15 protein-coding genes and 1 pseudogene (1 of these 16 running past the window's edge) are annotated in these 18,775 nt (G+C 37.4%); 6 read left to right on the top strand and 10 right to left on the bottom strand.

The features are described 5' to 3' along the window. Nucleotides 1–20: 20 nt before the first annotated feature. The 10 genes from ACXAE4_RS01505 to rpmH all read right to left on the bottom strand — a co-directional run bounded on the left by ACXAE4_RS01505 (nucleotide 21) and on the right by rpmH (nucleotide 9,233). A complete protein-coding gene (locus tag ACXAE4_RS01505) occupies nucleotides 21–890 on the bottom strand; it encodes a ParB/RepB/Spo0J family partition protein (protein ID WP_013059921.1) in 870 nt (289 codons plus the stop codon). Beyond that, nucleotides 862–1,644: a ParA family protein gene (locus ACXAE4_RS01500; RefSeq protein WP_475235313.1), complete on the bottom strand. Its 783-nt coding sequence runs from the start codon at nucleotides 1,642–1,644 to the stop codon at nucleotides 862–864. The genes ACXAE4_RS01505 and ACXAE4_RS01500 overlap by 29 nt, the downstream gene beginning before the upstream one ends. 117 nt (nucleotides 1,645–1,761) lie before the next feature. Beyond that, on the bottom strand, nucleotides 1,762–2,637 hold the full coding sequence (gene noc / locus ACXAE4_RS01495; protein ID WP_047749551.1) for a nucleoid occlusion protein: 876 nt from the start codon (nucleotides 2,635–2,637) through the stop codon (nucleotides 1,762–1,764). A gap of 135 nt (nucleotides 2,638–2,772) precedes the next feature. Next, complete coding sequence (rsmG, locus tag ACXAE4_RS01490; RefSeq protein WP_013085565.1) at nucleotides 2,773–3,489, bottom strand: 16S rRNA (guanine(527)-N(7))-methyltransferase RsmG; 717 nt, start codon at nucleotides 3,487–3,489, stop codon at nucleotides 2,773–2,775. A 30-nt stretch (nucleotides 3,490–3,519) separates the two neighbouring features. Beyond that, nucleotides 3,520–5,409, bottom strand: a complete 1,890-nt coding sequence (mnmG, locus tag ACXAE4_RS01485; RefSeq protein ID WP_475235310.1) for a tRNA uridine-5-carboxymethylaminomethyl(34) synthesis enzyme MnmG — start codon at nucleotides 5,407–5,409, stop codon at nucleotides 3,520–3,522. 22 nt (nucleotides 5,410–5,431) lie between these two features. Further along, nucleotides 5,432–6,820: a tRNA uridine-5-carboxymethylaminomethyl(34) synthesis GTPase MnmE gene (gene mnmE, locus ACXAE4_RS01480; RefSeq protein WP_028411914.1), complete on the bottom strand. Its 1,389-nt coding sequence runs from the start codon at nucleotides 6,818–6,820 to the stop codon at nucleotides 5,432–5,434. Between the two features lie 308 nt (nucleotides 6,821–7,128). Then, nucleotides 7,129–7,758, bottom strand: a complete 630-nt coding sequence (gene jag / locus ACXAE4_RS01475; protein WP_028411913.1) for an RNA-binding cell elongation regulator Jag/EloR — start codon at nucleotides 7,756–7,758, stop codon at nucleotides 7,129–7,131. Then, on the bottom strand, nucleotides 7,755–8,519 hold the full coding sequence (gene spoIIIJ / locus ACXAE4_RS01470) for a YidC family membrane integrase SpoIIIJ (protein WP_028411912.1): 765 nt from the start codon (nucleotides 8,517–8,519) through the stop codon (nucleotides 7,755–7,757). The genes jag and spoIIIJ overlap by 4 nt, the downstream gene beginning before the upstream one ends. 115 nt (nucleotides 8,520–8,634) lie before the next feature. Beyond that, nucleotides 8,635–8,988 carry a ribonuclease P protein component gene (gene rnpA / locus ACXAE4_RS01465; protein ID WP_013059929.1) on the bottom strand — a complete coding sequence of 118 codons (354 nt, stop codon included), beginning with the start codon at nucleotides 8,986–8,988 and terminating at the stop codon, nucleotides 8,635–8,637. A 110-nt stretch (nucleotides 8,989–9,098) separates the two neighbouring features. Next, nucleotides 9,099–9,233 carry a 50S ribosomal protein L34 gene (gene rpmH, locus ACXAE4_RS01460; protein WP_013059930.1) on the bottom strand — a complete coding sequence of 45 codons (135 nt, stop codon included), beginning with the start codon at nucleotides 9,231–9,233 and terminating at the stop codon, nucleotides 9,099–9,101. Between the two features lie 754 nt (nucleotides 9,234–9,987). On the opposite strand from rpmH, the gene dnaA reads away from it, so the two are divergent. From dnaA to gyrA, 6 genes and pseudogenes are all read left to right on the top strand, one after another. Further along, nucleotides 9,988–11,331 (top strand): chromosomal replication initiator protein DnaA, encoded by a 1,344-nt coding sequence (gene dnaA / locus ACXAE4_RS01455; protein ID WP_028411911.1) that lies wholly within the window; start codon nucleotides 9,988–9,990, stop codon nucleotides 11,329–11,331. Nucleotides 11,332–11,517: 186 nt separating this feature from the next. Further along, nucleotides 11,518–12,653 (top strand): annotated as a pseudogene (dnaN, locus tag ACXAE4_RS01450) (DNA polymerase III subunit beta). A 100-nt stretch (nucleotides 12,654–12,753) separates the two neighbouring features. Then, a complete protein-coding gene (gene yaaA, locus ACXAE4_RS01445; protein WP_013054822.1) occupies nucleotides 12,754–12,969 on the top strand; it encodes a S4 domain-containing protein YaaA in 216 nt (71 codons plus the stop codon). A 14-nt stretch (nucleotides 12,970–12,983) separates the two neighbouring features. Then, on the top strand, nucleotides 12,984–14,102 hold the full coding sequence (gene recF / locus ACXAE4_RS01440) for a DNA replication/repair protein RecF (RefSeq protein WP_289578622.1): 1,119 nt from the start codon (nucleotides 12,984–12,986) through the stop codon (nucleotides 14,100–14,102). Between the two features lie 240 nt (nucleotides 14,103–14,342). Further along, nucleotides 14,343–16,259 carry a DNA topoisomerase (ATP-hydrolyzing) subunit B gene (gene gyrB / locus ACXAE4_RS01435; protein WP_028411910.1) on the top strand — a complete coding sequence of 639 codons (1,917 nt, stop codon included), beginning with the start codon at nucleotides 14,343–14,345 and terminating at the stop codon, nucleotides 16,257–16,259. 126 nt (nucleotides 16,260–16,385) lie between these two features. Further along, on the top strand, nucleotides 16,386–18,775 hold the 5' portion of the coding sequence (gene gyrA / locus ACXAE4_RS01430) for a DNA gyrase subunit A (RefSeq protein WP_475235307.1). Its footprint extends 121 nt past the window's final position; 2,390 of the gene's 2,511 nt are visible here — the first part of the coding sequence; the start codon lies at nucleotides 16,386–16,388; its stop codon lies beyond the right edge, outside the window.

The raw sequence follows: 18,775 nt of genomic DNA, 5'->3' as shown, positions 1-18,775 counted from the left end.
TAAAACTAGGACAACCTTTTTTATACAGAAGATTTATTGGTCTGAGAAAGATCATTAAATAATTCAAGAAGACGGTTTAAATCTTCTTTAGAGAAAAATTCGATTTCAATTTTTCCTTTTTTCTTGCTTTGTGTAATATGAACAGAGGTACCAAAGCGCTCACGGAGCTGTGTTTCACTTTGTTTTATGAATAAATCTTTATCTTTTTTGGTTTTTGATGTTTCACGTGGAACGGCTTTATTTAAGTGAGCAATATAAGCCTCTAGCTGTCTGACATTTAATTGTTCCTTGCGTATTTTTTCAACTACTTTAGGTAGAAGAGCTTTATTTTTTAAACCGACTAGCGTACGCCCGTGTCCCATAGACAATTCATTAGTAGAAATGAGGGTTTGAATTTCCTCAGGCAGTTGCAAGAGGCGAACATAGTTAGCAATATGAGGTCGGCTTTTTCCTAGTCGTGTAGCAAGTTGCTCCTGTGTCATATCGAGCTTATCCATAAGCAATTGATAAGCGGTTGCTTCTTCAATTGGCGTCAAATCTTCACGCTGTAAATTCTCCAACAAAGCTAGTTCCATCATTTGCTTTTCTGAAAAGTCTTTTATAATGACAGGAACAGTAGCAAGGTCAGCTTCTTTAGCAGCTCTAAATCGTCTTTCACCCGCTAAGATTTCATAGCCTTTAATGCTTTTGCGAGCTACAATAGGCTGTAAGATGCCATGATGTAAAATGGATTGCTTTAACTCATTAATTGCTTCTTTATTAAACGTTTTACGTGGTTGATAGGGGTTGGGTCTAAGTTCGTGAATAGCAACTTCCTGAATTGAATCATCAGCCTGTGCATCTAAGCCTGAAAATAAGGCATTAATTCCTTTCCCTAATCCTTTCGCCATTATAAATCACTTCCTTTGCAAGTTCCGTATAAACTGCGGCCCCTCTAGATTTTGCATCATATAAGATAATTGGTTCACCATGACTAGGTGCTTCGCTCAAACGAACATTTCGAGGAATAATCGTTTGATAAACCCGATCCTGAAAGTACTTCTTCACTTCTGCTGTTACCTGGAGTCCCAAATTTGTGCGTGCGTCAAGCATAGTAAGCAATACACCTTCGATACGCAGTTGATTATTCAAATGTTTTTGGACTAATCTAACGGTATTTAGCAATTGACTTAATCCTTCAAGCGCATAATATTCACACTGTACAGGTATTAAAACAGAATCAGCTGCAGTTAACGCATTTAATGTCAGTAAACCAAGAGAAGGGGGACAATCAATAATAACATAATCAAAGTGATCTTTCACCGTTTCTAAAGCTCTCTTAAGTCGAACTTCACGTGAAATAGTCGACACTAATTCAATTTCTGCACCAGCTAATTGAATGGTCGCGGGAATGATTGATAAATTTTCGACGGCTGTTGAACGCACAACATTTTTGGCTTCCATATCTTCCACTACTACATTGTAAATACATTCATCTACATCTGCTTTATCTATGCCAACTCCACTCGTAGCGTTACCCTGTGGATCTCCGTCTACAAGTAGAACCTTTTTTCCTTGTTCAGCTAAACAAGCGCCTAAATTAACAGCGGTTGTTGTTTTTCCAACCCCGCCTTTTTGATTCGCAACTGCCACAATTTTCCCCATGTTGTCACCTACTTTCATTTCCATCCCATTTGTCCAGACAGTTTTATTGTTCATTGAATTTTCTGACGAAAAACTTTGATAAAAAAGCCTCATCAAAAAAAGATGAGGGCTATTTCTTTATTTTTTCGGAATCTTAATAGTAAACTGAAAATATTCATCAAACTCTTCTTCTTCTGTGTTTAATGAAATACCGCTGTCACTAACCATTGTCAACGATTGACGGATTGTATTCATTGCGATACGCGTATCTTTACTAAACGCTTTTCTTTTTGCTTTTGGCTTTTTAACCTGCGTTTCTAACAATTTAACTACTCGATCTTCCGTTTGTTTTACATTTAATTGTTTTTCAATAATCTCAGCTAATACTTGAAGTTGTTTTTCTTGATTTTTGAGGGGAATGAGCGCTCTCGCATGTCGCTCTGTAATCAATTTTTGTTTGATTGCTTCTTGTATTTCAACAGGAAGCTTTAACAAACGAAGCTTATTTGCAATTGTGGATTGGCCTTTTCCTAAACGTTGAGCTAATGCCTCTTGGGTAAGATTATGTAACTCAATTAACTTTGCGTAGGCTAGTGCTTCTTCGACAGCCGTTAGCTCTTCACGTTGTAAGTTTTCTATTAAAGCCACAGAGGCCGTTTCTGTATCGTTAAAATGTTTCACAATTGCAGGAACCGTATCCCATCCTAAGCTTTGTACAGCTCTCCACCGGCGTTCTCCAGCAATTAATTCGTATTCTTCGCCCTCAGTCGGTCGAACAACAATAGGTTGAATAATACCGTGTGTATGAATAGTAAGAGCTAGCTCTTCAATTTTTGCTTCATTAAACACAGTACGCGGCTGATAACGATTCGGAATAATACTTGAAACCCTAATTTGTTTTACTTCATCTCTTAAAACTTTTTCGACATTTTCATCTTGGACAGTTTCAATCTCTACACGAATATCCTCATCTTTTTCTTTTAAATTAAAAAAACGTGAAAAAGCAGATTTCATAGTCCCACACCACCTTCAGGAAAATCCCGCCTTAAACTAATTCGATGTTTTTTAATCATATCCTGCTTTCTAAACAGAAAATATAGAGAAGAAAATGTTTCATATGAAACATTTTCTTCTCTATCTATTTACCGCCTACTCTAATGGAAGCTTAACTGGGGTACCAGGTTTTCTAGGATATTTTTTAGGCGTTTTCTTTATTTTATCTATTAAAATAATGTAACGTTCACTTTGCTCCAAAGGCAATTGGAAATGTTCAATCGACTTCACTTTTCCACCTAATACTTGAAATGATTTTTCCCCATTTTTTAATTCCTCAGGGGCAGAAGCACCTTTCATTGCTAAAAAGCGTCCTTGTTCTTTAACAAGCGGTAAGCAAAATTCATTAAGAACCGAGATACGTGCCACGGCTCTTGCTGTTACAAGATCGAATGACTCGCGAATCGTTTCTTTTTTACCAAATGTTTCAGCTCGATCATGACATAGTGTGACATTGTCTAGTTCAAGCTCATTTACAAGATGCGTCAAAAACGTAATACGCTTTTGTAACGAATCAACAATGGTTACATGCAAATGCGGGAAACAAATTTTGATCGGAATACTTGGAAATCCTGCTCCTGCTCCTACATCACACATGGATTCAATTTCTGTAAAGTCTTGAAAAAAAGCAGCTGAAATAGAATCGTAAAAATGCTTTTCATACACTTCACCGTGATCAGTGATAGCAGTTAAATTCATTTTTTCGTTCCATTCCACTAAAACTTGATAATACTTTTCAAATTGATTCAGCTGTTTAGAAGAAAGAGAAATTCCCTTTTCTTCTAATAGCTGTTGAAACTGTTGAATATTCATTGAGTTTCCCTTTCTTCGCGCCTAAGAGTTTTAATCATTTGATACTTTAGCGATGCGCCCTTGTTCAATATAAACAAGCAAGATTGAAATATCAGCTGGGTTGACTCCAGAAATACGTGAAGCTTGCGCTACCGTTAGTGGACGCACTTGGTTTAATTTTTGACGGGCTTCTGTAGCTAAACCGTTAATTGCATCATAATCGATATAATCAGGAATCTTTTTGTTTTCTAACTTCTTCAAGCGTTCAACTTGTTGAAGTGATTTCTGAATATATCCTTCGTATTTCACCTGAATTTCTACTTGTTCAGCTACTTCAGGATCTACCGTCTCATCCGCTGGTGCTAATTGATGAATATGAGTATACGTCATTTCAGGGCGGCGAAGTAAATCTGTCGCACGAATGCCATCTTTTAATTCGCTGCCGCCAGCTTCTTTAATCAGTTGTTGAACAGCTTCATTCGGCTTAATAATAAAAGAGAAAAGACGTTTCTTCTCTTGCTCGATTTCCGCTTTCTTTTGTTCAAATTTAGCATAGCGCTCATCGCTGATTAATCCTAGTTCACGACCAATTTCAGTGAGGCGTAAATCAGCGTTGTCGTGACGAAGCAATAAACGATATTCTGCACGCGATGTTAGCAGACGATACGGTTCATTTGTTCCTTTTGTTACTAAATCATCCACCAATACACCGATGTAAGCATCAGAACGTCCTAAGATGACTTCTTCTTGTTCCAGCGCTCTTCTTCCCGCGTTAATTCCGGCAAGAAGACCTTGGCCTGCAGCTTCTTCATAACCAGACGTTCCGTTAATTTGTCCAGCCGTATAAAGATTTTTAATTTTCTTCGTTTCCAGCGTTGGCCATAACTGAGTCGGAACAATTGCATCATATTCAATAGCATAGCCCGCACGCATCATTTGGACTTTTTCAAGGCCAGGAATTGTTGCAAGCATTTGACGCTGTACGTGCTCAGGAAGGCTTGTTGATAGTCCTTGAACATATACTTCTTGCGTATTTCGTCCTTCTGGCTCTAAGAAAATTTGGTGACGCGGTTTATCATTAAAGCGCACAACCTTATCTTCAATAGATGGACAGTAGCGTGGTCCAGTACCTTTGATCATCCCAGAATACATAGGGGATAAGTGGAGGTTGTCATCAATAATTTGATGCGTTTGTTCACTTGTATATGTTAACCAGCAAGGCAATTGATCTGTAATGTACTGTGTTGTTTCATATGAGAAAGCACGAGGCACATCATCCCCAGGCTGAATCTCCGTTTTGCTGTAATCGATAGTTGAGCTATTAACACGAGGTGGAGTTCCTGTTTTAAAACGGACCATGTCCAGTCCTAACTCCTCTAAGTGTTCAGAAAGCTTAATAGCCGGTTGTTGATTGTTAGGACCGCTTGAGTATTTTAGTTCACCTAAAATAATTTCCCCGCGTAAGAATGTTCCTGTCGTAATAACAACTGTTTTAGCTTTATACACAGCTCCCGTTTGAGTGACAACACCTGTACATACAGCGTCTTCTACGATTAACTGTTCTACCATGCCTTGCATAAGGGTTAGGTTTTCTTCATTTTCTAACGTTTTTTTCATTTCATGCTGATAAGCAAATTTATCTGCTTGAGCTCTAAGTGCTCGAACAGCCGGACCTTTTCCTGTGTTTAACATTCTCATTTGAATATGAGTCTTATCGATATTTCTACCCATTTCTCCGCCAAGAGCATCAATTTCACGTACGACAATACCTTTTGCAGGACCACCTACAGAAGGATTGCAGGGCATAAACGCCACCATGTCTAAGTTGATGGTCAACGTTAACGTTTTAGCACCCATACGCGCAGAAGCAAGCGCCGCTTCACATCCTGCATGACCTGCTCCAATGACAATAACATCATATTGTCCACCTTCATATTGCATAATAGTAGCCTCCTTTAATAATCTATTTTCCTAAACAGAATTGAGAGAACAACTGATCAATTAAGCTTTCGTGAACAGCATCACCAATAATTTCACCTAATAGTTCCCACGTTCTTGTTAAATCAATTTGGACAATATCGATTGGAACACCACTTTCAATACCTGTGATGGCCTCATCGATAGCTCCTCTTGCTTGCGTTAAAAGCGCAATATGTCTCGTATTAGATAAATATGTTAAATCTTGAGATTCAATTGTTCCTTCAAAGAAAAGAGCTGCGATTGCTTCTTCAAGCTGATCCACTCCTTGTTCTTGAAGAAGCGAAGTCGTCACTACTGGATGATCACCAGCAAATTGCTGCACTTCCTCTAGATTAATTTTTTGCTCAAGATCTGTTTTATTCACAATGACAATAACGTCCATGCCTTCTACAGCTTCAAATAGCTTTTTATCTTCGTCCGTTAATTCTTCATTGAAATTCAACACAAGCAAAATTAAATCCGCTTCTTTCAAATACTGACGGGAGCGTTCCACACCAATTCGTTCTACAATATCTTCTGTTTCACGAATTCCAGCTGTATCAACTAATCGTAGAGGAACTCCTCGCACATTAACGTACTCTTCGATCACATCTCGCGTCGTTCCAGGAATGTCTGTGACAATAGCCTTTGCATCTTGCACTAAACTATTTAGAAGAGAAGATTTCCCTACATTAGGACGTCCAATAATAACCGTAGCTAATCCTTCTCTTAAAATTTTCCCTTGATGAGAGGTTTGAAGAAGCTTATCAATTTCTTGGCGTACATTTGAAGCTTTTTCGATCAACACTTGGTGAGTCATTTCCTCTACATCGTCATATTCTGGATAGTCAATGTTCACTTCTACATGGGCAAGTGTTTCGAGAATTTCCTGGCGTAAATGACGTACTAGCTTGGACAAACGCCCTTCCATTTGGCCAATTGCCATATTCATCGCTTTATCTGTTTTGGCACGAATTAAATCCATTACAGCTTCTGCTTGTGATAAGTCTACTCGACCATTTAAAAATGCTCGTTTTGTAAACTCACCTGGCTCGGCTAAACGGGCACCATTTGCAATAACTAACTGCAGCACACGATTAACGGATACAATTCCTCCGTGACAGTTAATTTCAATAATGTCTTCTCTAGTAAATGTCTTGGGACCTTTCATAATGGAAAGCATCACTTCTTCAACGACTTGCTCCGTCTTGGGATCTACGATATGACCGTAGTGAATAGTATGAGAAGCTACGTCTGTTAATCGTTTATTCGAAACGCTTTTAAAGATACGATCTGCAATCGTAATTGCTTCTTCACCACTCAGGCGGACGATGGCAATAGCTCCTTCTCCCATTGGTGTAGAAATGGCCGCAATTGTATCAAAATCTAGCACCAACTTCACCTCATTTCATTTTATAAACCTTTTATTTTAAACGATGTTATATACTATCATCGTTAACAATTTTCTACGAACAAAAACATCTATTTTAAGGCCCGTGATTTGTATGAACCAAATAAATAGAATACCACAATTCACCGATTTGGAACATCTCTAACGTTCTTCTGTTATGCACAGCAAGAAAAACAGGCAGTATGTACTATTTTAACTTATCCACATGTGAATAACAACGTATGCATCTTGATTTTTTTGAACGCTGGATCGATAAAAATAAGCATATAAAAAAGCACTAGCTTATTTTGCTAGTGCTTTTTGGCAACTGGCTGAACCAAAATACTTCTTTTGGGTTCTTTGCCAACGGATTGTGTCTCAACTAAAGAATTTTTAGCTAACGCTTGGTGAATCATTTTTCTTTCATGGGAAGGCATTGGTTCTAGTTGAACAGATCGATTCGTTTTAATCGCCTGATTAGCTATTTTTAATGCCAGTTTTTCGACCATTTCTTTTCGTTTTTCCCGGTAGCCTTCTGGATTTAAGACAACATTTAAAAATTGCTGACTGTATCGATTAGCTACCAATTGTGTGAGAAGCTGGAGCGCATTGAGGGTTTGTCCATGTTTTCCAATCAACATTCCCGCTGAATCGCTACTAATCTCAATTATGCAGTTTCTGGAGGTTTTTTTGACGTTCGTATGAATCGAAATCCCCATTTCACGGCTAACATTTGTAATAAAATGAACCGCTTCCTCTACAGGGTCAACTATTTTTGTAACTTTTACAACTGCGGGTTTTCCCTTAAAGATTCCTAAAAATCCTTTTTTACCTGGTTCAATTATTTCTACATTTGTTTGATTTCGCTCTACTTCTAAAGCATTTAATGCTTCTTGAACAGCAGCTTCAATCGTCTGGGCCGTAATTGTGATTTCGTTCATTTTTTAACCCCTTCAATATTCGCTTGTTTTAAGTCTGGCCCTTTAATGAAGTAGGTTTGAATAATCATAAATAGATTTCCCACTACCCAATAAAGAGATAAGGCGGCTGGAAAATTGATTGCAAAAACCACAATCATGATCGGCATAATCCAAAGCATCATAGCCATTTGAGGATTTTGATTTGCATTTCCGGCCATCATCATCTTTTGCTGAATAAACGTTGTGATTCCTGCGACAATTGGTAAGATAAATAGCGGATCACGCGCACCTAAATCAAACCATAAAAAGCTGTTGTTTGCGATTTCCGAAGTTCGTGTAATCGCGTGGAAAATCCCAATAAGAATGGGCATTTGAATTAGAATTGGGAAGCACCCAGCTAAAGGATTTACTCCGTAAGTTTGGAATAATGCCATCGTTTCTTTCTGCAATTGCTGCTGCGTCTGGGCATCTTTTGAACTGTACTTCTCCTTTAACTTCTGCATTTCGGGCTGAAGCATCTGCATTGCTTTCGTGTTTCTCATCTGTTTGATCATAAGCGGTAGAATAAGTAAGCGAATCAGGATCGTGACAACGATGATCGCAACTCCATAGCTTTTAAATACCTCCGCCAGATACGTAATGACTAATGACAGCGGATACACAACATACTCATTCCAAAAACCTTTACTATCATCTGTAATAGGTTGGTTCATTTCCGTACAACCCGCTAAAACAGTTAATAGAAAGATAAGCGTTATCCCTAAAAACAACTTCTTCTTCACCTGTTTTTCCTCCTTCTACATGTTCACCTTTCAATTCTGAAAGTGCGTCAAAATCCATTATATAAGGATGCGGTAGAAAAACAACAGCTATTAAAGGCTTTTCTTCTATTGTTTATTAATCGTTTTGTCTATGTGTAAGTAATTTGCCACGCTTAAAGACATGCTGCAAACTGCTTTTAATTTCTTCATAGCTCATTGTTGCAGCAGGCTGCCTTGCAATTACAATATAATCTTTGTCTTGCTTTAAATACGGTGTGAATTCAAACATAATTTGTTTAGCAAGGCGCTTAACTCGATTACGAGTCACGGCATTTCCAATCTTTTTGCCCACGGAGAATCCTACGCGGAAATGTTCTTGATCCGGTTTGTCTAGAACATACAAGACAAATTGGCGATTCGCTACGGACTTGCCCTTTTTAAAAACGGTTTGAAATTCATCATTCTTTTTTATACGATATCTTTTTTTCATTTTTAACAACTCCTGCCCTTTTTCAGGTCATGCTTTTATGTAGTCCCTACAGGAACAGAGGTGATTTTAGCCTTAGAAAGCGAAAAAAGACCACTGGCGTCAGTGGTCTATTATGCTGATAATACTTTTCTTCCTTTACGACGACGACGAGCTAAAACTTTACGTCCATTCGCTGAGCTCATACGAGCGCGGAAACCGTGTACTTTACTGTGCTTACGTTTGTTTGGTTGGTAAGTTCTTTTCATCTATAAACACCTCCTCGAGGAATAACTGAAAAAGACAGTCCTTGCAATTATAATGAAAAGACTAAGAAGATGTCAATGTTATTTAAAAAATAAAATTTTCAATCTCTTGGTTTCATTATCTGTTTTACTCAATCTTCTTCATTCTAATATCTTTATAACCCAATTGTCTATACCTAATCAATAAAATTCATTGATTTATTAAAGAAAAAATTTTTCCTTTTCATCTCTTTTTCTTTCTCTACCAGCTGCGATCGCATCGTTACTGAACAAAACTACAACAATAAATGTTATAAAAAGCCTCTTTTTTATTCAAATTCTTCTCTTAAACCTTTGTGGATAAGTTTTTTCGACATTTTTCTACTTTTCCATTTCTTATCGACAACTCATGCACACTATCTTGTGTTGTGGAAAACTTTTCTCCACAAGGTGTAGTGATTGTGGATAAGTTTCGAAAATTCATTGCATCATGCCGAATTCTTTGATATTATATTTTTGTTTTCACTCTTAATTACTTTTCCACAGTTGGTTTTTATCCACAAACTGTGGACAACTTGTGGACATCATTTCCACTATCACTGTATAAAGTTATCCACACCATGTGGAATCTGTCGAATAGTCGGCTTTCTTCTATAATATATATTTACCCACATAATAGCAATTGTATAAATATAAATTTTTTATGCATAAGGTTTTGTACAGGTTGTACAAGGGTTGTACAAAGCGCATGAAAACTAGAAAAAGGAGGGGTTACTCGTTGGAAAACATTCATGATTTATGGAACAGAGCTTTAGATCAAATTGAAAAAAAATTAAGCAAACCTAGTTTTGAAACCTGGCTCAAATCGACAAAAGCTCATGCTTTGCAAGGAGACACGCTCATTATTACTGCGCCTAATGATTTTGCACGGGACTGGTTAGAATCTAGGTATTCTAATTTAATTGCTGAAACACTTTACGACCTTACGGGGGAAGAGTTAGATGTGAAATTTATTATTCCTCCTAACCAGGCCGAGGAAGAATTCGATATTCAAACTCCTAAAAAGAAAGTCAATAAAGACGAAGGAGCAGAATTCCCTCAAAGTATGCTAAATTCGAAGTATACCTTTGATACATTTGTTATCGGATCTGGGAATCGTTTTGCCCATGCAGCTTCTTTAGCAGTAGCAGAGGCGCCGGCTAAAGCGTATAATCCGCTTTTTATTTACGGGGGAGTAGGATTAGGTAAAACACACTTAATGCACGCAATAGGCCACTATGTGTTAGATCATAATCCTGCTGCTAAAGTCGTGTACTTATCATCTGAAAAATTCACAAATGAGTTTATTAACTCTATTCGTGACAATAAAGCAGTAGAATTCCGCAACAAATACCGCAATGTAGATGTTTTACTGATTGATGATATTCAATTCTTAGCGGGTAAAGAGCAGACACAAGAAGAATTTTTCCATACGTTTAATACGCTTCATGAAGAAAGCAAGCAGATTGTCATCTCAAGTGATCGACCGCCGAAAGAAATTCCTACACTTGAAGATCGACTTCGTTCTCGCTTTGAATGGGGCCTTATTACAGACATCACACCACCAGATTTGGAAACACGAATTGCTATTTTGCGTAAAAAAGCAAAAGCGGACGGCTTAGTTATTCCAAATGAAGTTATGCTTTATATCGCCAATCAGATTGATTCAAATATCAGAGAATTAGAAGGAGCGCTTATTCGCGTAGTAGCTTATTCTTCACTAATTAATAAAGATATAAACGCTGATTTAGCAGCAGAAGCATTAAAAGATATCATTCCTAGTTCAAAACCTAGGGTTATTACGATTCAAGATATCCAACAGATTGTTGGACAAGAATTTAATATAAAATTAGATGATTTCAAAGCGAAGAAACGTACAAAGTCAGTAGCGTTTCCTCGACAAATTGCCATGTACCTTTCTCGCGAACTAACGGATTTTTCGCTTCCTAAAATTGGAGAAGAGTTTGGCGGGCGAGACCATACTACGGTCATCCATGCTCATGAAAAAATCTCAAAACTTGTTCAAACAGATACTGACCTACAAAAACAAATTAAAGAAATAAGTGAATCACTAAAAATATAGGCTTTTTTTACTTGTATTTTGTGTATAAGTGAGTTAGGATTGTACACAGTCTGTCCACATGTGGATAGGCTGTGTTCTCACGTTTTTAGGGGTTATCCACATTTCCACAGCCCCTATTACTACTACTATCTTAAAATATAATAAATAATAAGCTTTTAAACCTACTTTTAAGGAGGATTAATTATTATGAAATTTATCATACAGAAAGACTACCTAGTTCAAAGCGTTCAAGACGTTATGAAAGCTGTATCTTCTAGAACAACAATTCCAATTTTAACAGGGATTAAAATTGTAGCGACTGAAGAAGGTGTTACTTTAACCGGAAGTGATTCCGATATCTCTATTGAATCGTTTATTCCAAACGAGGAAGAAGGAAAAGAGATTGTTGATATCCAAAAACCAGGAAGCGTTGTTCTCCCAGCTCGTTTCTTTAGTGAAATCGTCAAAAAGCTTCCTAAAGACATCGTAGAATTGGACGTCCAAAGTCACTTTTTAACAATCATTCGTTCAGGAAAAGCTGAATTTAACTTAAATGGTTTAGATGCAGAAGAGTATCCTCATTTGCCACAATCGAAGAAAACAACATGTTTAGATTACCGACAGACTTATTAAAAAACATGATTCGACAAACTGTCTTTGCAGTGTCCACCTCAGAAACACGACCTATCTTGACAGGTGTAAACTGGAAAGTCGACGGCAAAGAATTAACGTGTATTGCCACTGACAGTCATCGTCTAGCTTTGCGAAAAGCGACCATTGAAACTGGAAATGAAGCAACGTATAATGTGGTTATTCCAGGTAAAAGTTTAAGTGAATTCAGTAAGATCCTTGATGATTCTCATGAATTAGTAGACATCGTTATCACGGAAAATCAAGTATTATTCAAAACAAAACACTTACTATTTTTCTCAAGATTACTGGACGGAAATTATCCTGACACTTCAAGATTGATCCCAGCCGATAGTAAAACGGATGTTATATTGAACGTAAAAGAATTTTTACAATCGATTGACCGTGCTTCTTTATTAGCTCGTGAAGGAAGAAACAACGTAGTAAAACTATCTACGCTAGATGAAGGAATTGTTGAAATTTCTTCTAACTCTCCTGAAATCGGAAAAGTAATTGAAGAGGTACAAAGTCAGTCTATCTCAGGAGAAGAATTAAAAATTTCTTTTAGCGCAAAATATATGTTAGACGCATTAAAAGCGCTCGAAGGAACAGATATCAAAATTAACTTCACTGGTGCGATGCGTCCATTTGTCATTCGAACATTAGAGGATGATTCAATGCTGCAGCTGATTTTACCAGTGCGAACATATTAAATCTCAGAAAGCTACTAGCATGCCGTACTAGTAGCTTTCTTTTCTCAAGAAGAATTATTTAGTAAAATAGAGATACATCATTAGAAAGTGAGAGAGTCGCATGAAAACAGAGGTTAAAATTTCAACTGAATACATTACGCTTGGCCAGTTTTTAAAACTAGCAGACGTCATTCAAACAGGTGGAATGGTAAAATGGTTTTTAAGTGAGCACGAAGTATATGTGAACGGGGAGCTAGAAGAGCGCCGCGGACGTAAATTATATGCAAATGACGAAGTGGATATACCGGCTGCAGGATCATTTGTTGTTATTACTTAAAGTTGGTGAAACGTTTGTATATTAAAGAAATTACTTTAACAAATTACCGAAACTATACGAAGACAACGATTCCCTTTGAAAATAAAGTAAACGTCATTTTGGGTGAAAACGCACAGGGTAAAACAAACGTGATGGAATCGATCTTCGTATTATCTATGGCTAAATCTCATCGTACGTCCAACGATAAAGAATTAATTAAATGGGACTGTGAGTATGCAAAGCTATCGGGCATTGTAGAAAAGCATAGAGGGCCCGTTACACTGGATTTAGTCATCTCAACAAAAGGGAAAAAAGCAAAATATAATCACATTGAGCAGAAAAAACTCAGTCAATATATAGGGTCAATTAACACTGTCATGTTTGCTCCGGAGGATTTGAACCTAGTTAAAGGGAGTCCGCAAGTAAGGCGCAAATTTATCGATATGGAAATTGGTCAAGTTTCGCCTGTTTACATGCATGATTTAAGCAGGTATCAAAAGATTTTGCAGCAAAGAAATCAATATTTGAAGCAGCTGCAGACAAAAAAACAAACGGATCTTTCACTTTTAGACGTACTTACGTTACAGTTAAGTGAAATGGCAGCGAAAATCTTAAAAAAACGTTTTGAGTTTTTACAGTTACTCCAACAGTGGGCAGAGCCTATTCATAAAGGGATCAGTCGAGACTTAGAAACATTAAAAATTGAGTATAAGAATTCAATTGATGTATCAGAAGATGCAGATTTGTCGAAAATGTTAGAAGCATATCATCAAAAGTTTGATAAAATAAAAAGTAGAGAAATTGATAGAGGTGTCACCTTAGCAGGACCACACCGTGATGATCTTCTTTTCTACGTTAATGAAAAAGACGTTCAAACATTTGGTTCACAAGGGCAACAGCGGACGACTGCTTTATCGTTAAAGCTTGCTGAAATTGAGTTAATTCATCAAGAAGTAGGTGAATATCCAATTTTGCTTTTAGATGACGTATTGTCTGAATTAGATGATTTTCGTCAATCACACTTGCTAAATACCATCCAAGGAAAAGTTCAGACGTTTGTAACGACAACGAGCATTGAAGGAATTCATCACGAGACCTTAGAAAAAGCCGCTACATATCATGTAGAAGTTGGCCAAATTCAAAAGGTCAAATAGCAATTGATCTGTCTAAAAACTTTTCACAAGGCAATCTAACTGAAATATGATATCATTATAGTTTTAAGTCTATATATTTCAACTCGTACCCTCGATTATGAAAATTTTGTGCATAAGTAAACAAATGGCAAATACATTAAAGGCTCCGTATTATTTCCACATAATATTCGAAAAACATAATACAAAATGATAAATACAGCAGTTTGCTGTTAAAAAAAAGTGTAGGTGATACATTTGACGATGGAACAAAAAGAAGTACAAGCATATGAAGCTGATCAGATACAAGTATTAGAAGGATTAGAAGCTGTTCGTAAACGTCCGGGGATGTATATTGGATCAACGAGCGCAAAGGGTTTACATCATCTTGTATGGGAAATTGTAGATAATAGTATTGATGAAGCGCTGGCCGGCTATTGCGATGAAATTAATGTTATTATCGAAAAGGATAATAGTATTACAGTCAAAGATAACGGTCGTGGAATTCCAGTTGGTATTCAAGAAAAAATGGGCAGACCTGCCGTTGAAGTTATCTTAACGGTTCTTCATGCCGGAGGTAAATTTGGCGGCGGCGGCTATAAAGTATCTGGTGGATTACACGGTGTAGGTGCCTCAGTTGTTAACGCACTTTCTACCTCTTTGGAAGTACACGTACATCGTGACGGTAAAGTTCATTATCAAAAATATGAACGAGGTGTACCGGCTGCTGACTTAAAAGTAGTTGGAGAAACAGATAAAACAGGTACTGTTATTCAATTCCATCCAGACGGTGAAATTTTTACAGAAACGCTTGAATACGATTTTGATACGTTAGCTAATCGTCTGCGTGAGTTAGCTTTCTTAAACCGCGGCATTAAAATTACGATTGAAGACAAACGTGAAGAAGATAAAAGACGTGAATACCATTACGAAGGCGGAATTAAGTCTTACGTTGAACACTTAAACCGTTCGAAAGAAGTGATTCACGAAGAGCCGATCTATATTGAAGGTAATCGAGACAACATTTCTGTAGAAATTGCTATTCAATATAACGATAGCTACACAAGTAATTTATATTCTTTCGCAAACAACATTCACACATATGAAGGTGGAACGCACGAAGCAGGATTTAAAACAGCGTTAACGCGTGTAATTAACGACTATGCACGTAAAAACAGCGTATTTAAAGATAGTGACGCCAATTTAACGGGTGAAGATGTTCGTGAAGGAATTACAGCTATTATCTCTATTAAGCACCCAGATCCGCAGTTTGAAGGACAAACAAAAACAAAGCTGGGAAATAGTGAAGCAAGAACAATTACTGACTCTGTGTTTGCAGAACACTTAGAAACTTACTTGCTAGAGAACCCTATTGTGGCGAAAAAGGTAATTGAAAAAGGTTTAATGGCTGCAAGAGCAAGAATGGCAGCTAAAAAAGCTCGTGAGCTTACAAGACGTAAAAGCGCGCTTGAAATTTCAAACTTACCGGGTAAATTAGCAGATTGTTCATCAAAAGATCCTTCTATTAGCGAACTCTATGTAGTAGAGGGTGACTCTGCCGGAGGTTCAGCTAAGCAGGGAAGAAGCCGCCATTTCCAAGCTATTTTGCCTTTGCGCGGTAAAATTATCAACGTAGAGAAAGCGCGTTTAGATAAAATTTTATCTAATAACGAAATTCGTACAATCATTACCGCTCTAGGAACGGGTATTGGTGACGATTTTGATATTTCGAAAGCCCGCTACCATAAAATTGTGATTATGACAGATGCAGACGTAGATGGTGCGCATATTCGTACGCTTCTTCTAACGTTCTTCTATCGCTATATGAGACAGATTATTGAGCACGGATATGTGTACATTGCCCAGCCGCCGCTTTACAAAGTTTCACAAGGTAAAAAAGTAGAGTACGCGTACAACGATCGTCAATTAGAAGAGGTATTAGCTTCTTTCCCTGAAGGCGCAAAACCAAACCTTCAGCGTTACAAAGGTCTAGGAGAGATGAATCCTGAACAATTATGGGAAACAACAATGGATCCAGAATTCCGTACCCTTCTTCAGGTGAACTTGCAAGACGCAATTGAAGCTGATGAGACATTTGAAATTTTAATGGGCGACAAAGTAGAACCGCGCCGTAATTTCATTGAAGAAAATGCTCAGTACGTAAAAAATCTCGATATTTAAATGAACGGTAATACCCTTTATATTTTTTATAAAGGGTATATAAACGTCAGGATAGAGATAGGTTCTATCCTGCGTTTACATATATATGAATTACTATACTGAACTTCGCGAAGGAGGTTCTTATCGATGTCAGATAAACCAAACTCTCAAATAAGAGAAGTAAATATTAGTCAAGAAATGCGCGCATCCTTTTTAGATTATGCAATGAGCGTAATTGTATCGCGTGCTTTACCAGATGTAAGAGACGGACTTAAGCCCGTGCACCGTCGTATTTTATATGCAATGAATGATTTAGGTATGGGATCGGATAAGCCATATAAAAAATCAGCTCGTATCGTAGGAGAAGTAATTGGTAAGTATCACCCACACGGTGACTCAGCTGTATATGAAACAATGGTTCGTATGGCACAAGATTTTAGCTATCGTTATATGCTAATTGACGGTCATGGAAACTTTGGATCTGTTGATGGAGATGCAGCAGCAGCTATGCGTTATACAGAAGCAAGAATGTCAAAAGTTTCGATGGAACTGTTACGTGACATCAATAAAGATACAATTGATTATCAAGATAACTATGACGGTTCTGAACGTGAACCAATTGTATTACCTGCTAGATTTCCAAATTTACTTGTAAACGGTTCAGCCGGAATTGCGGTAGGTATGGCGACAAATATTCCTCCGCATCAGTTAGGGGAAGTCATTGACGGCGTTTTAGCTGTAAGTCAAGACCCTGATATCACAATTGCAGAGTTAATGGAGATTATTCCAGGACCGGATTTCCCAACTGCAGGACAAATTCTTGGCCGCAGCGGGATTCGTAAAGCTTATGAAACTGGGAAAGGTTCTATTATTGTTCGCGCAAAAGTAGAAATTGAAGAACAAAACAATGGTAAACAAACTATTATTGTTCATGAACTTCCATACCAAGTAAATAAAGCAAAGCTAATTGAAAAAATTGCCGAGCTAGCTCGTGATAAGAAGATTGATGGAATTACGGACTTACGAGATGAGTCTGACCGTTCGGGTATGCGTATTGTTATTGAAGTAAGACGTGATGCAAATGCAAATGTTTTATTAAATAACTTATATAAGCAGACATCTCTTCAAACAAGTTTTGGTATTAATACTCTTGCATTAGTAGATGGACAGCCAAAAGTATTGAACTTAAAGCAATGTCTACAGTACTATTTAGACCATCAGGTAGTGGTGATTCGTCGTCGTACTGAATTTGAACTTCGAAAAGCCGAAGCACGCGCGCATATTTTAGAAGGTTTAAAGATTGCTCTTGATAATTTAGATGCTGTTATTGCTTTAATTAGAGGTTCTCAAACAACAGATATTGCACGTGAAGGATTAATGACGCAGTTTTCGTTATCTGAAAAACAAGCGCAAGCTATTTTGGATATGCGTCTGCAGCGTTTAACAGGATTAGAGCGAGAGAAGATTGAAGCGGAATATCAATCTTTATTAGCGCTAATTGCTGAATTAAAAGCTATTTTAGCAGATGAAGAAAAAGTATTAGAAATTATTAGAGAAGAACTAATAGAAGTAAAAGAAAGATTCAATGACGGCCGTCGAACAGAAATCGTAAGCGGAGGAGCTGAAATTATCGAAGACGAGGATTCCATTCCTCGCCAAGATATTGTTATTAGCTTAACGCACAACGGCTATATTAAACGTTTGCCTGTTTCTACGTATAAGAGTCAGCGAAGAGGCGGAAGAGGTATTCAAGGAATGAATACAAACGAAGATGATTTCGTTGAACATCTTCTAACAACGTCTACTCATGATACGATTCTCTTCTTTACAAATAAGGGAAAAGTTTACCGTACGAAAGGATACGAAATTCCAGAGTATGGAAGAACGGCTAAAGGGATACCTATTATTAACTTATTAGAAGTAGACAAAGGTGAATGGGTAAATGCCATCATTCGCGTCGATGAATTTGTAGACGATTGGTATCTATTCTTTACTACAAAACAAGGAATTTCTAAGCGTACACCTTTATCTTCTTTTGAGAACATTCGAAATAGCGGACTTATCGCCTTGAATTTAAGAGAAGAAGATGAATTGATTTCTGTTAAATTGACAGATGGTAAGCGCGATATGGTTATTGGAACGAAGAAGGGTATGTTAATTCGTTTTAATGAAAATGATGTTCGTTCAATGGGACGTACAGCTACTGGAGTTAAAGGGATTACTCTCGATTCAGAAGATGAAGTAATCGGTATGGAGATTCTCGAAGAACAATCAGATATCTTGATCATTACGAAAAATGGTTACGGAAAACGTACGCCGATTGAGGAATATCGTGTACAAACAAGAGGCGGTAAAGGTTTAAGAACATGTAATATCACTGATAAAAATGGTGATGTTGTCGCACTGAAATGCGTATCTCAAGAAGAAGATATTATGCTTATCACAGTAAGCGGCGTTCTTATCCGTGTTTCTGTTTCAGATATTTCACAAATGGGCCGTAACACACAAGGTGTCAAAGTCATCCGTTTAGGAGACGA

It is taken from the genome of Priestia sp. ABM2_011, from assembly GCF_056158845.1.
Note: the sequence above shows the minus strand (reverse complement) of the source record. Positions and strands in the feature narration are given on the sequence as shown.